Below are 14,688 nucleotides of genomic sequence, written 5' to 3'. Positions count from 1 at the left end.
CTCAAGCGATTTCCGGTACCTGCGGCGATCCGCGGCAGAACCATCATAGCCTTCTGCGCATCCCATCGATGCCATTGGCGTGCGCCGCTTCGGGCCGCGTCCTGACGCCCTGGCGTCATGGCCCGTGCAAGGTTTGTGCGCCGTCCAACAGACTGTCCTGAACCACGCGCGCCAAGATCGCCATCACGACCGATGACGCAAGCATTTGGCTCGGTGCAGGGAGAAGGCGGGCATGACAACAGTCAGTGCACGGCGGCCGGATCGCAACGCGCCTTGGCGCGCATCCGGCGCGGACCGTGCATACCCGCAAACGGATCGGCATGGCAGGCGCGGAGGTCTCTAGTGTACGGCGACACCAAAATGCGTGGACGTGGCGGGCCCGGGTTGCGTGGCGGCAATCCGGTGTGGTCGCACGTCAACTGCCATATCGACCTGTGGATCGAGTTGCTGCACGGACTCGAGTTGCCACCGGTCGCCGCGCTGCCGTGCGCAGTGCGCCAGGATTTCGAAGCCGACCATTTCACGCAGTGCCGCTTCCCGGCCGCGGACCTGGAGCGGCTCTACGGGCTGACCGCCCATGCGCTGACACTGTACGACACGCTCGAGTCGCACGTGGCGGCGCAGACCGCGCGCGGCCATCTGGTCGTGATCGAGCTGGACAGCAGCCAGTTGCCACCGGCGCCCGGCGCGGGCTACCAGCGCCACCGCACGCCGACCTGCATTGCCGTCGACGTGCTGATCCCCGAGGCGGGCGCCGTCGGCTATTACCACACCGACGGCTACCACACCGCCAGCGGCGAAGACTACGCCGCGATCTTCCGGCTGGCGCCGGGTGCGCGCAGCGCCGAGACGCTGCCGTTCGTGCATGCCGACGTGGTGCGCCGCGATGGCCGCCTGTGCGGGCGCGAGCCGCTGCTCGATGCTTCGCTCGCACTGCTGCGCAAGCACCTCGGCAACCGTCCGCAGCAGAATCCCGTCACACAGTTCCGCGCCGTGTTTCCCGCGCACCTTGAGCGGTTGATGGCGCGCGGCGAGCCGGGCTTCCACCACTACGCCTCGGGCGTGCTGCGCCAGCTCGGCGCCAATTTCGAGCTGCTCGCGCGCTACCTGCGCTGGCTGATGATGCAGGGACAGGATATTCCCGAGAAGGCGACCGAAGCTTGCTACACGATGGCGTCGGAAGCGATGGTGATGCAGTTCCGGCTGATGCGCGCCGTGATCAGCCGCAAGCCCGACCGCTGCGAAGATTGCCTGGACCAGCTCGAGGCCTCATACCAGGCCAGCGTGCCGGCGCTGGCCCGGCATTTTGGCGAGTATGTGCCATGACCGCCGATGCCGATGCCGATGCCGATGCCGCGGCCACGGGCCGGGCCGCCACTGCCCCCGCCACCGTCTCGACCGTCACCACCATCACCCCCGTCAGCGCCGTCACAACCTTCACCGACGTAACGTCGTGCGTGCCTTGCGGCCCGTGGCGATGGCTGCAGACGCTGCCGGGCGCGGCAAGGTCCCCTGCGGTGCTTGACGACGGCGCGTGCTGGCTGCCGGCACCGGTGCCCGGTTCGGTCGCGATGGCCATGCGCGCGGCGGGCCGCTTGCGCGAAGGCGCACCGGTGCCGCTGCACTGCCACGACTACTGGTACCGGCTGCGCTTTGCCGGACACGGGCCGCGGCTGCTGCGCCTGCGCGGCCTGGTGCGCGGCACCGAAGCGTGGTTCAACGGGCGCCTGATGATGGCTGTCGAGGATGCGATCGGTTGGGGAGCCGGGGTGCACGAGGTGCACGAGGCCGCGATCGAACTGTCAGGCGTGAACACGATCGACCTGTGCTTTCGCGCGCCGCGCGTGCTGCATCCCGCCGCGGCGGCAGCGCGCGGCTGGCGCTGCACCACGATCGCCGGCGCCGGTCACCTGGTCGGCTTCCTTCCGCGCGCATTGCCGCTGGATGCGATCGGGCCATGCCAGCCCGTCGAACTGATCGCGCCCTTTCCGTCGCTTCCGTTACCAGTGGTTTCCTCCTGTCGCCCCGCACTTCATCCCGTCTCCGACTTTTGCACGAGGACCCGGCGCCTGCCGGCCCCGCTGCCCCGCGCCGCACGCTGAACGCGGCGCGCAAGCGCGCCGCTCGGCTTTCCGGCCAACCTCCCGATGGATGAGCGCTTCCCCACCATTCGCCTACTGTCGGAACGTCTCGCCATGACGCTAAATAGAGTCACTGGCTTGCAGTCAGCGCCGCAGCAGGGTCAACGGCGTAGCCAGGCAGTCGGATACCAGTCATGCCGGCCACGCTGGCGCTGAACGGGGGGCCGGCAAGGCCAAAGCCCGTTTTCCCGAGTGGCGTTCGCCGTGCCGGCAGGACGTTGTTCCCGAAAACGGGTTTGGACAGGGGGTACGAAAAATGATTACGCATCGGTCGGATCTGCATGTCAATCATCTGCTCAGCGCACTGCCGCGCGGCGAGTGGGAAACGCTGGCCCAGCATTTCGAGCTGGTCCGGCTGCGCGCCGGGGAGTTGCTCACGGATTCCGGCCAGCGCATCGTCCACGTCTACTTTCCAACCACCGCAGTGGTTTCGCTGCTGTCGCTGCTCGAAGACGGCGCCACCGTCGAGATCGCCGCGGTCGGCCATGAAGGGCTGGTCGGGATCCCCGTGGTCACCGGTGGCGACACCATGCCCAGCCGCGTCGAAGTGCGCAGCCCCGGCCTCGCCTACCGCATCCCCGCGCGCATGCTGCGCACCGAACTGCCGCGCCTGCCCACGCTGCAGCGCGTGACGCTGCTGTACGTGCAGGCGATGCTGACGCAGATCGCGCAGACCGCTGCGTGCAACCGCCACCACTCGCTGAACAAGCAGCTGTGCCGCTGGCTGCTGCTGGCGATCGATCGCCTCAGCTCCAACGAGCTGGTGATCACGCAGCAGGTCATCGCCAACATGCTTGGCGTGCGCCGCGAAGGCGTGACCGAGGCCGCGGGTAAGCTGGAGGACCTGGGATTGATCCACCACAGCCGTGGCCACATCACGGTGCTGGATCGCTGCGGCCTGGAGAAGCATTCATGCGAGTGCTACAAGCTGGTCAAACGCGAATATGACCGGCTGCTGCCCGCGCTCGCCAGCGCCTGAGCGGCGCAGCTGGCCGCCCCTGGCGGCGTGCGGCTGACCACGCGCGGCGCAGGACGCCGCGCTGATCCCATTTGAGGAGCGGTACCCGTGAGCAGACTGTCATATGCCGGTGCACCGGCGGAAGGTGCGGCCCCCCGGCGCGAAGCCCAGCCCGCCGGCACGCGCCAGGCGCGCGCACTGATGGACCATATGGGCTGGATCGTCGCTGCGGGCGTCGTGGGCGCCGGCTTCGGCGCGCTGGTGGCGTTCTCTGAGCCCCCGCAGTACCGCGCCCAGGCGCTGGTGCAGGTGGAAGGCCGTGACGGCGGCGTGCGCAACGTGGCGCAGACGCAGGGCGTCGCCGGCTTCGACGCGGGGCTGCTCAAGAGCCGTGCCGTGGTCGGCCCCGTGGTCGAACGGCTGCGCCTGGATATCACCGCGCAGCCGCTGCGCGCGCCGCTGGTGGGCGCGCTGGTGGACCGCTTCTCCACCCCCGGTAACGTGCGCGGCACCTGGCCCGCCAGCCAGGGCTATGCCTGGGGTGGCGAACGCCTGGTGATCGACACCATGACCGTGCCGGAAGATCTGGTGGACCAGCCACTGCTGTTCGAGACGCGCCGCGATGGTGCCTACCGCCTCTTCAACCAGGACACGCTGCTGCTCGAGGGGCGTGTCGGCGAGACCGCCAGCGGCAACGGCGTCACGCTGCGCGTGGACAGAATCGAGGCCGCGGCCGGCACGCGCTTCGCGCTGACCCGGCATGACCTCGCGCGCACCGCCGAGTCGGTGCGCCGGGGCCTGCAGGTCGAAAGCGAGGGCGCACAGGCATCCGCCGGTTTTGGCGGCACACCGGCGCAGCCGGGCGGCACGGTGCGCGTGAGCTGGCAGTACCCTGACCGCCAGCTTGCCGCCGAGCTGGTCAACGGCGTCACGCGTGCCTATATCGACGGACAGACCACCAAGCGCCGCGAAGACGCCGCCGGCACGCTGGCCTTCCTGTCGAACGAACTGCCGCGCGTGCAGGCAGAACTGACCCGCGCCGAAGAGGCGCTGACGCGCTACCGCGCGCGTACCGGCTCGCTGGCGCCCAGCCGCGATGCGCAGTCGTTCCTGAACAACAGCATGGAATACCAGCGCCAGATCGCCGGGTTGCGGCTCGAGCGCACGCGGCTGCTGCAGCGCTTTACCGCCGAGGCCAATGAAGTGCGCATGGTCGACAGCCAGATCCAGCAGATGACGCGCGAGCGCGCCGAGATCGATGCGCGCATGCAAAGCCTGTCGACCTCCGAGCGCGAATCGGTGGCACTGACGCGCGACGTCAAGGTGGCCGAGGACATGTACATGACCCTGCGCAGCAAGGTCGAGCAGCTGTCGCTGATGCTGTCCGACAGCTCCAGCCAGCTGCGCGTGATCGACGCCGCGATCGCGCCGGTGACGCCGGTCGGGATCGGCACGTGGCCGTTCGCTTCCGTGGGCGCGCTGCTCGGGCTGTGCCTGGGCGTGGCCGGCGTCAACCTGCGCCAGCGCCTGCGGCCGTCGGTGGCCAGCGCGGCCGATGCCGAAGAGCGGCTTGGCATGGCCATGCTCGGTGACATCGCCTTCAGCAACGAGCAGGCCGAGCTGGAACGCCAGATCGAAACCAAGCGCCGCCTGGGCATTGCCGCGGGCTTTACGCTGCCGACCGAGGCGCGCCTGGGCTGGCCCGAGCCCGGCACCGAGGTGATCGATGCCGACACCGCCGCGGCACCCGAGGACGATCACGCGCGCGCCGAACGGCTGCTGCGCCAGGGCCTGCACGACCAGTTCCTGCTGGCGCGGCGCGCACCGCATTCGCTGGCGGTGGAGGGCCTGCGCACCTTGCGCGCGGCGCTGCACTTCGCGTTGCGCGATGCGCCCAATTGCGTGGTGGCGGTCACCAGCCCGGCCAGCGGCGCGGGCAAGACCTTTACCGCGGTCAACCTCGCGGTGCTGTTCGCCGAGGCCGGCCAGCGCGTGCTGCTGATCGATGCCGACCTGCGCCGCGGGCGCGTCGCGGACTGGTTCGACCAGCCTGTGGAACCGGGCCTTGCGGAAGTGCTGGCCGGGCGCGCGGCAATCGCCGATGCGGTCAGGCCGAGCGTGGTCAGCGGCCTGTTCCTGCTCAACCGTGGCGCGGCACCGGCGAATCCGTCCGAACTGCTGATGCTGCCGGCGCTGGCGGAAACGCTGCGCCTGTGCGCGGGCCGTTTCGACCTGGTGCTGGTCGATACCCCGCCGGTGCTGGCCGTGGCGGATGCCACGCTGGTGGCGAACCTGGCGGGCTCCACGCTGGTGGTGGTGCGCGCGGACGTGACGGCGGCGGGCCAGGTCGACGACACCCTCAAGCGCCTGGCGCATGCCAATGCGCGGCTTGCGGGCGGGATCCTGAACGGGGTCATGCCACGGCGCAGCAACCGTTCGGACTTCAATACGATCAATCCCTACCTGGGCATGCCGTTGCCGGTGCCGCAGAGCAAGCACCTCGCCCTGGAAAAGGCAGAAGCACCCCGGCGATCCTGAGCCGAGGCACGCGCGGCGTACCCGTTTCTGCGGGTGGTCCGCGCGTGCCGGTTCCAGGGATGGGGCGCACCGCCGGGAAGGGCGGTGCGGTGGTCGGTGCGGCGGATGGTGCGGTGGTCGGCAAGCAGGCCGCTATTGCGCGAACAGGATGTGCGCGCCAACGTTGTTGTTCGCGGTATCGGCCCCTGGGCTTACCTTGATCGTGTAGCTTCCGCCAGTCAGGTCTGTGGTGATCGAGTTGTTCCTGAACGTGGATGCCTTGATAAAGCCGACCACGGATTTGGTGCCGAAATTCTGCTGGGGATAGACGATCTTGTTGCCGGAGAAGGTGGCAACGCCAGCCCGGATATTGGGGAAATCGTCGCGATAGTCCGGCTTGTGCGTGCTGATGAGCGTGTTGTTCTCGATCAGGACCCTGGCCCCGGCATCGAGTGCCTGCAGCCCGACGCCACTGCTCTTGATGGTGTTGCCCCTGACAATCGTGTTCACCGTCTTCATGTCGCCCATGCCCTCAGAAAACGCGGGATAAACACCGCCATCGATGGTATCGATCACGTTGTTCTCAATGACCGATCCGGGCGCTGACAGGATCATGACGTAGGGATGCTTGTTGCCGGCGCGGCCCACGATTTCCGAGTTCCGGATCGTGACGTTTTCGGTGTTCCTGCCATTGTCGCCACCGACGAACTGCGAGCCCTTGTTGTTCACGAAGCGGCAGGCATCGAAGACGATATCGCCTGTTCTCGCGGTCACGCGCTCGGCAGGCGCGTCGGGTTCGATATCCACCCCGGCAGCGGGGGCGTGGGTCGGGTAGGAACCGTCGGTAATACCCGTGTTGCGGAACGAGGACCTGGTGATCCGCAAGGTCCTGGCCTGCATGATGCTCATTCCCTGCCGCGCATTGTTGTAGGAATCCACATTGTGGATGACGCCATTGCGATCGGCGTTGAACTCCCCGCCGATGTACAGGCCGTCGCAGGCAAAGTGATGGATTTTCAGGTGGCTGAGTTCATAGTTGGAACTCGCGTTCGTCTGGATGCCGTGTGAAGACGTTTCACTCAGGGGTTTGCCATCCGGCGAAGGCGGCCGCGACATCTTGTCCACGTTGCCGTAAAGCTCCAGGCCAGAGATCCTGAAGTTGGTGGAATGCCTGACCTCGAACCCGAGCTGGTGCCTGTAGGAATACCAGGATTGACCGCTGCTCTTGTCGTTGGTGATGGTGAAGTCCCCCTTAAAGGAAACCACGGAACCGGTGCAGCCGATCAGGCTGAAGTTGCTGGCTTTCGAGAGCAGGATATTCTGGATCCCGTTCGCAGCGGGGCCGGCGATCGCGAAGCGATCGATGTTGTAGGTGCCTTTGGGGAAATAAACGATCTTGCGCTTGATATACCTGTAGTTGGATATCTCTGCCGCCATTCTCTGGAAGGCAGCATAGTCGTCCGTCACGCCATCGCCCCTGGCCCCGTAGGCGGTGATGGACTTCACGATCGCGCCCGGATAAGCCCGTTTCTCGGCAGTCAGCAGAGGACAAGGGTCTCCGGCTTCATTCGGGCTCCTGGCGGCCGCCTGGAAGCCTGTCTGTGCACAGCCGGGAAGGGGCAGGAATACACAACAGACGGCTGCTGCGATGGAAGTCCGGAACAGCTTCGGCTTCGTTCGCCTCTGCGAAGCAGGCATATCGGTTCCCCTTCAGTGATGCCGTGGTTGAGCCGGGTCCGGCCCGAAGCCGGCAGCGGCGTTGCGGATGAATCCTTGCAAGCAGTCTGCTGGCCCGGTTGCCATGGTCGCGTGCCGCCGCGAGCGCTAATGGCAAGCCCTCCGGTCCGGCATCGGACGGAGGGCAGCCAAGCCGGCAAGGAGCGGGAGGCCACGGACAGTTTCCTGTCCTGCGGCCTGCTCAATGTTGCCGTTCTCAGGCGCGCTTGGCGGGTTTGGCTAGCTTGGCGAGCTTGGCGGGCTTGGCGCTGTACTCGCCGAGGTAACGGTACTTGCCGAAGTAGTAATGCGCCCGGTACCAGCGGCCCTCGATGCGCAGCCCGTTGAGCAGTACGCCCTTGACTTCCGCCCCGCTCTGCAGGAGCGCTCGCTGCGACGCCTGCAGCTCGCTCACCGTGGTCTTTTCCGCGAGCGCGACGAGGAAGACCGCGGCCGCCTTGCTGGCCAGGATGCCGGCGTCGGTTGCGGCCAGGATCGGCGGGGTGTCGATCATGACCAGGTCGTAGCGCATCGTGAGCGTGTTGATCAGGTTCTCCATCGCCGGGCTGAGCAGGACGTCCGCCGCATGCGGCGGCTCGCTGCCGGTCGAGATAAAGTCCAGGCCGGGCGCAACTTCCCTTTGCACGACCTGCTCGAATGGCGCCCCCAGCAGCAGTTCGGTGAGCCCCGGCGTGCGCCGGGCGCCAAAGCGGCGATGCAGTGATCCGCGCCGCAGGTCGGCATCGATCAGCACCACGCGCTTGCCGCTGGCGGCGATCGCCGAGAAGTTGGCGCAGATAAAGGACTTGCCGACACCCGGCGCCGGGCCGGTGATGACCACGGTGCGGTTCTTGTTGCCGGCCAGGGCGAACTGCAGCGCGGTGCGGAAGCTGCGCAGCGTCTCCACGGCAGGATCATCCGGCTGCCGGCGAACCAGCAGCCCGTCGCCGTTGGGGACCTCCTGCGAATGTGCTTCCTCCGGGGTGAAGGGGATCGTGGTGTAGACCACCATGCCCGTGCGCCGCTCGATCTCGTCGGCGTCCGCCACGCCGCCGTTGAAGGCATGGCGCAGGACGACCGCCGCCAGGCCGGCGAGCAGGCCGAGCACGACCGCCAGCGTGGAAATCACCTCGCGGTTCGGGCGGATCGGGCTGATCGGCACTTCCGCCGCGTCAACCAGGCGCGAGGTGCCTACCTTGCTGGCCTTCATCAGCCTCAGCTGCTGCATGTCGTTCAGCAGCGACTGGAGCATCTCGGTGCTGACCTTCACGTCGCGCATCAGGCGCAGTACGTTCTGCTCGACGTCAGGCAGCTTCTGGATGCGGCCAGTCAGGCCGTTGATCTGTGCGTTGACGCTGGCGATCTGGCCGTCGATCAGCGAGATGATCGGATGGTTTGGCGTAAAGCGGGCGTCCAGTTCCTGCCGCTTCTGGCGCAGCTCCTGCACTTTCGTCTGGAGCTGCACCGACTGGTTCAGCATCAGTTTCGATTCCTCGGTCAGGTCAACGGTGCCGCGCTGGTTGCGCATCGCGTTGTAACGGGTCTCCGAGGTTTCAACCTGCTGCTTGAGCTGCGGCAGCTGCTGCTCCAGGAAGGCCAGCGACTTCTCTGCTTCGGCGGCCTTGCGCAGCAGGTTCTGCTCGACATAGGCATTGCCGATCTCGTTGAGCGTGGCCGCCACCATTGCCGGGTTGCTACCTTCCAGCGAGATGCCGATCACGCCGCTTTGCCGGCCGCGCTCGGTGATCACCAGCCTGCTCTGCAAGCTCGAGATCGCGGTGCTGCGCGGCACGCGGCGCAGGTCGAACCTGGCGCCGCTGTTCCCGTCGAGCTCCCTGACCAGCAGGCGCACGGGACCGGCCGGCGTGGCGATCGCGAGGGGCGCGCCGACCTTGCCGGTGCCCTTGACGCCGTCGCCGAACGACACCGTGTAGCCACCGTTGCCGGTCGCCGTCAGCAGGATCTTGCTGCCCTCCATCGATGCAGGCACATCCAGTTGCTGCACGGCAATGGCTTCACGCCCCCAGGCATAGCCACCCCATCCGAACAGGCCCGGCCTGGACAGTTCCGCGTTGAAGTTCGCAATGGTCGATCCGATCACCGGGAAATAGCGCGGCTGCGCCTCGATATCGAGATTCAGGGCAGCGATGGCCTTGCCCACCACCATCCGCGAACGCAGCAGCTCCATTTCCGCCGAAGCGGCCGGCTTGATGTCCAGCCCCGGCGATATCGACGTGGACAGCTTGCTGGCGTTGTTCAGCGGACTGTTGCTCTCTTCCACCTGGACCACGACGTCGGAGCGGTAGACCGGCGAGGCGACCATCGCGTAGAGCAGGCCCAGCGCGACGATGACGATGGCGGTGCCGAGGAACGTCCAGCGGTAGCGGACCAGGATGTCGACGTACGAGGTCAGGTCGACGGCTTTTTCGCGCTCGACGCTTTCCTCGATGGCATCGTCCCGTTTGCTTATCGTTCTCATGTCGCCTCCCTGTGGCATTCAGTCGCTGCAACCGGGTACTCCTTTTCCAGTTGCGACGACCATGACGAGATTCCCTGCTTGATCAATTCCAGGACGATGCTGAACATCTGCTGCGAGCAGCCGTACGGGTCGGGTACGTCAAGATCGAGGCCTTCGCAAAGCCTGAACGTCTTGCCGCGCGACTGTGGGAAGCGCTCCTCCAGCGTTTCGCGCTGGAGGCTCTCCATGACCAGTACCAGGTCCGCGGATTCCACCAGAGCTTTGTTCACGGCCTGGGCGCGGTGTCCGGCAAGGCTGCAGCCTTCGTTGGCCAGCAAGCGCACGACGCGCGGATCGGCCGAGGCGCCGACTGGCGGCGCGAGCCCGGCCGAAGTCACCCGGCAATCGGGCAGGGCGCGGTTGAGCAGCACGGCCGCCATCGGGCTGCGGCAGACATTGCCGAGGCAGACGACGAGGATGGTTCTGGGCATACCTGTATCACTCACTTATTTGATCCCTGATGCCGTGCCGATCAGCGACGTGGACGGCAGCAGCAGGTTCATCACGCGACTCCAGCGAACCAGGTCGCGGGCGTCGACATAGACCACATCCTTCGGCTCCAGGTCGAAGCCCTCGGCGATGGCCAGCGCGGCCGGCGAAGTGCCGTCCAGATGGAACACCTTGGGTTCGCCGTTCGCCTCCTTGCGGATGACGAAGATCTGCTCCGCGTTGGCTGTGCCGGGATTGACGCCGCCTGCGTCACCCAGCGCCTCGTTCAGTGTCATGCGGCCATTGCGCATCAGCAGCGACGACGGCTTTGCCACTTCGCCAGTCACGAAGATCTTGTTGTCCTCGCGCTGCTCCACGCGCACGATGTCGCCGGAGCGCAGCATGATGCGCGCCGGATCGACGCCCTTGGTCAGCAGGGCCGGGATGTTGACGTACCAGCTGCGTTCGCCGCGCGTGACCCGTATGCGGCTGTTGTCGCCGGTCAGGTTCAGCACGCCGCCGGCGCGATTGAGTGCTTCAACCAGCGTCATCGGCGCATCGTCGATGGCGAGCATGCCGGGCGTGCGCACTTCGCCGTCGACGTAGACGCGCTGGCTGCGGAAGCCCAGCACGCGCACCGTCATCTGCGGATCGCGCACCACCCGGGACAGGACGCGGGCCATCTCGTTGCGCACCTCGTTGGCGGTCTTGCCGGAAACCTTCATGACGCCGGCATACGGAAACTGGATGTCTCCCTGCGGGCTCACCACGTAGCCGGGCAGGTTGGAGCCGCCACTTGACTGCGGGATCTCGAGGCTGGCGGCGGGGCTGTAGGTCTGGGTCGGGAAGACCAGTTCCGGGTGGTCCCAGACCACCACGGAAATAATGTCGCCCGGGCCGATCCGGTACGGCTGCGCCTTGGCGAACAGCTCTTCGACGCGTTCATTGGCGGGCTTGCTCTTGCTGCGCAGCTCGCGCACGAGATCAAGCGTGATCGGTGTCACGCTAGGCATTGCGTCGGGCCCGACCGCCTTGACCGGTGCCTTGCTGTCGAAAACCATGCCGGGAGAGGCGGCGCATGCCGACAGCAGCGCAGCGCTCAAGAGGGACAGCATCAACGCCGCAGGACCGCGGCGCTTGGCCTGGTCGGGACGCTGGGTATTACAACTGCAGATTGATCTCACGACGATCTCCTCGCGAAGCGGGCAGGCACCCAAGCCGATACTGCACCCACGATGCGCTGATCGTAGGAACGGTGGCTGAAAAGCTCGGTGCGCTGACACACATTGCTTTCGAGCGGAGATACCCCAACACTGCCGGAGCGAAGGCAGCACGGCGCGGACCGCGACCCATCTCCTCCATCAGGAGGAGATGGGCCATCTGGACGATGCCGCTGCCAGGGCAAGGCTGTAATCTGCGGAAACATACCGCCGGTACGGCAACATGTCTGGTCAGCGAGTCGAGCATAGGCAATGGCTCGGAAAACCGACATGGCAGGATGCGCTGCAGTGTGCGGGGGGCAACAATGAGCGCGGCGGCGGCGCTGCCAGAATGCTTAGAATCGGTGCAAACAATCGGGCGACGGCGCAATGCGCAACCGGGGGGTTGGGCATTCAGAGCCAGAGGCGCATCAGCGCGCCTTGTGCAGGACTCGTGGCCAAGGACGACAAGGCTTGCACTGCAGGCCCGCGCAACGACGCCTGATTGATTTCTTACTTACATAAGGGGTTCCAACGAAGACCGGCTGGACCGGCAGGCCGAGAGGTTGTTTCACCCAACGGCACTGCAGGCGACGACTCTACCGATCTTCTTTCCGGAGAAACCTGGCATGCGTATGCAGATCGCCCGCAATGTGCTCTGGCTGGTGCTGGAGCGGGGCCTTCAAGTAGTGTTCGGCATCGTCAGCGTGGCCTTGATCGCGCGCGCCGTCGGTCCCGAGGGCTTTGCGGAGTTCCAGTACGCGCAGTCACTGGTGCTGATCGCCTCGGCGTTCGCGCTTATCTGCGGCAACGAAGTGGTCATCCCGCGCCTGGTCGCCGACCAGGCGCCAGCCGCGCAGCACAGGCTGCTGGCCCATGTGTTCGGCTTGCGCGAGCTGGCCGCGGTGGTGGGCTACGTGCTGCTCGTACTGGTCGTGGCAATGACGGAAGAGGACCAGGTCATTGTCGTGATCGTCATCATCGTCGGCATCCCCATGCTGTTCCGCGAACCGTTCGGCGCGGTCCGCTCATGGCTGCAGGCGCGTACCGACAGCCGCCCCGGCGTGATCTTCGGCATGGTCGGCCTTGCCTTCCGGATGGTTGCGGTTGGAGCGCTCTACCTGGCAGGCACGAAATCTGCCCCGGACTATGCCTGGGTGGTCGCCGTGGAGTCCCTGTTGTTTGCCGTGCTGCTTGCCCGCTATTACCGCAAGCGCAGCCCCCGCGTCGCGGTGCAGTTCGACTGGTCGCTGGCCCGGACACTGCTGCGTGACGGCACGGTCTTCTGGATGGGCATGATGCTGATGCTCTGCGCGAAGCGCATCGATCAGCTGCTGCTCAAGCCGCATATCTCTCTCTACGAGCTGGGCGGCTACGCGGCCTGCATGCAGGTCCTGGACAACTTCATGATGCTCAGCGCGATCGTCGCGAGCTCGGTGGCGCCGTTGATGATCTACGCGCAACCGAACCTGGCGCTGGTACGGCGCAACGTGATGTATGTTGCGGCCGGCATGATCGCGATGGGGGCGGTGGGAGGCGCGGTGCTGGCCTACTGCGCGCCCTGGATCATCGAGCTGATCTACGGCTCCCACTATGACGCTGCCGCAAGCCTGCTGCGGCTCTCCGCGATGGCATCCGGGCTGGTGTTCGCAGATGCGGCGCTGTCGCTGCTGGTGATCTATCTGCGCAAGCCGAACTGGCTGGTGGAGAAATGGCTCCTGGTGCTGTCCACCATGGTCGTGGTGGACCTCATCGCCATCCCGACCTACGGTGCCCAGGGCGCCGTCTATGGCTATATCGCGGGCAACGCGGTGGCTGTCCTCGCCGGCATCGGATTCTTCCTGCGGTCCCGCGAGCCGGTCGCCGTGGAGCAGGCGGCCGCGTGAGCGCGGCACGCCTGTAGTGGCCAACACTCTCGCTTGGGGCTTCGACCATGGAATATGCATCTTCCGCGTGGCATGTAATCAGCGCGACACTCGTACTGCTGATAGGCGTGCAAGTGACGCTGAGCGTGGGCCGCAAGTTCGGCACCCGGCCGAAATGGGCGCTGTTGCTCTATGCCTGGCACACGATCTTCTGCATCGTCTACGCGAAGCTGGTGATGGAGACCGGCGGCGACGCAGCGGACTACTTCGAGGCTTCGCTGTTGCCGTCACCGGAGTTTTCGATCGGCACGCGCGCCGTGACCTACTTCACGCATATCTTCTCGAACTACCTCGACTTCTCGTACCTTGGGGTGTTTTTTGTCTTCAATATCTTCGGGACGATCGGCCTGCTGGCCTTCGACGCGGTGCTGCGCACGGTGACCCGCGGCCGGAGCCGGTTCCTGCGGGGCCTGGCCATGGTGATCGTGCTGTTGCCCTCGGTCAGCTTCTGGACCGCCGCCCTTGGCAAGGATTCGGTTGCCTTCATGGCAACCAGCCTTGCGCTGTGGGCAAGCTTGTCCATGCCGCGCCGCAGCTGGCTCATGATCATCGCCATCACCTGCATGTTCCTGGTGCGGCCACACATCGCGGCGGTGATGATCCTGTCGCTCACGGGCGCGATGGTGATTTCGGCGAAGATGCCGTGGAAGTGGCGGGTCGCGCTGGTCAGCGTGGCGTTGGTCGCAACCGCGGCCATCGTGCCGTTCACCATGCAGTACGCGGGTCTGGGCGAGGCGAAGGACGCCGCCACCATCGAGGCGTATGTCGAGACGCGCCAGGGCTACAACCAGCAGGGCGGGGGCGGTATCGACATCGCCAGCATGTCGCTGCCGATGCAGCTCTTCACCTATGTCTTCCGGCCTTTGCCGCACGAGGCGAACGGCATCTTCGGCCTGGCGGCGTCGCTGGACAACGTGGTGCTGCTGCTGCTCGCCGTGCGTGGCGTGTGGGGCATGATCCACCGCCGGGGCAGCCACGTGGTGCTGAAGAACCGCGCGTTTCTCTGGATCTACTGCATCGGCGCCTGGCTGATCCTGGCGCCGATGACCGCGAACCTGGGCATCTCGGTGCGGCAGAAGTGGATGTTCGTGCCGATGCTGGTCTGCCTGCTGTTCTGCAGTATCAGGGAGAGGCGGGTCAGCCGCCGCGCGCCGGCGGCAGATTACCAGCCGCTGAATACCAGCCGCTAAATACCAGCCGCTGATTTGCTGATTTCCAGCCGCTGACCACCTGCCACTGATTCCAGCCACTGACTACCAGCCACTGACTACCAGCCACTGACTAC

At 66.1% G+C, this 14,688-nt stretch carries 10 protein-coding genes; 6 read left to right on the top strand and 4 right to left on the bottom strand.

The features are described from left to right. The first annotated feature begins 342 nt into the window (after nt 1–342). The 4 genes from LPA45_RS26180 (at nt 343) to LPA45_RS26165 (ending at nt 5,637) form a co-directional block, all read left to right on the top strand. Complete coding sequence (locus tag LPA45_RS26180) at nt 343–1,326, top strand: DUF1839 family protein (RefSeq protein WP_376790657.1); 984 nt, start codon at nt 343–345, stop codon at nt 1,324–1,326. After that, on the top strand, nt 1,323–2,102 hold the full coding sequence (locus tag LPA45_RS26175; RefSeq protein ID WP_317919651.1) for a hypothetical protein: 780 nt from the start codon (nt 1,323–1,325) through the stop codon (nt 2,100–2,102). The genes LPA45_RS26180 and LPA45_RS26175 overlap by 4 nt, the downstream gene beginning before the upstream one ends. Nucleotides 2,103–2,397: 295 nt before the next feature. After that, on the top strand, nt 2,398–3,120 hold the full coding sequence (locus LPA45_RS26170; RefSeq protein ID WP_116319207.1) for a Crp/Fnr family transcriptional regulator: 723 nt from the start codon (nt 2,398–2,400) through the stop codon (nt 3,118–3,120). 87 nt (nt 3,121–3,207) lie between these two features. Continuing rightward, nucleotides 3,208–5,637 carry a polysaccharide biosynthesis tyrosine autokinase gene (locus tag LPA45_RS26165; RefSeq protein ID WP_116319209.1) on the top strand — a complete coding sequence of 810 codons (2,430 nt, stop codon included), beginning with the start codon at nt 3,208–3,210 and terminating at the stop codon, nt 5,635–5,637. A 132-nt stretch (nt 5,638–5,769) separates the two neighbouring features. On the opposite strand, the gene LPA45_RS26160 is transcribed toward LPA45_RS26165, so the two are convergent. The 4 genes from LPA45_RS26160 to LPA45_RS26145 form a co-directional block, all read right to left on the bottom strand. Continuing rightward, complete coding sequence (locus LPA45_RS26160; protein ID WP_317919648.1) at nt 5,770–7,314, bottom strand: glycosyl hydrolase family 28-related protein; 1,545 nt, start codon at nt 7,312–7,314, stop codon at nt 5,770–5,772. Between the two features lie 235 nt (nt 7,315–7,549). Beyond that, nucleotides 7,550–9,811 (bottom strand): polysaccharide biosynthesis tyrosine autokinase, encoded by a 2,262-nt coding sequence (locus tag LPA45_RS26155; protein WP_317919646.1) that lies wholly within the window; start codon nt 9,809–9,811, stop codon nt 7,550–7,552. Beyond that, the gene (locus LPA45_RS26150; RefSeq protein WP_116319213.1) at nt 9,808–10,281 is read right to left on the bottom strand and encodes a low molecular weight protein-tyrosine-phosphatase; all 474 of its coding nucleotides are present in this window, start codon (nt 10,279–10,281) and stop codon (nt 9,808–9,810) included. Before LPA45_RS26150 ends, LPA45_RS26155 begins: the two co-directional genes overlap by 4 nt. Nucleotides 10,282–10,296: 15 nt before the next feature. After that, nucleotides 10,297–11,463 carry a polysaccharide biosynthesis/export family protein gene (locus LPA45_RS26145; RefSeq protein ID WP_116319215.1) on the bottom strand — a complete coding sequence of 389 codons (1,167 nt, stop codon included), beginning with the start codon at nt 11,461–11,463 and terminating at the stop codon, nt 10,297–10,299. 644 nt (nt 11,464–12,107) lie between these two features. Here LPA45_RS26145 and LPA45_RS26140 point away from each other — a divergent pair. Beyond that, entirely contained in the window at nt 12,108–13,364 is a 1,257-nt protein-coding gene (locus tag LPA45_RS26140) for a lipopolysaccharide biosynthesis protein (protein ID WP_317919645.1), read from the top strand. Between the two features lie 47 nt (nt 13,365–13,411). Next, nucleotides 13,412–14,593: a hypothetical protein gene (locus tag LPA45_RS26135; RefSeq protein WP_116319219.1), complete on the top strand. Its 1,182-nt coding sequence runs from the start codon at nt 13,412–13,414 to the stop codon at nt 14,591–14,593. Nucleotides 14,594–14,688: the final 95 nt, after the last annotated feature.

Origin of the sequence: Cupriavidus sp. Agwp_2, from assembly GCF_040784895.1 — a bacterium.
Lineage (GTDB): Bacteria > Pseudomonadota > Gammaproteobacteria > Burkholderiales > Burkholderiaceae > Cupriavidus.
Note: the sequence above shows the minus strand (reverse complement) of the source record. Positions and strands in the feature narration are given on the sequence as shown.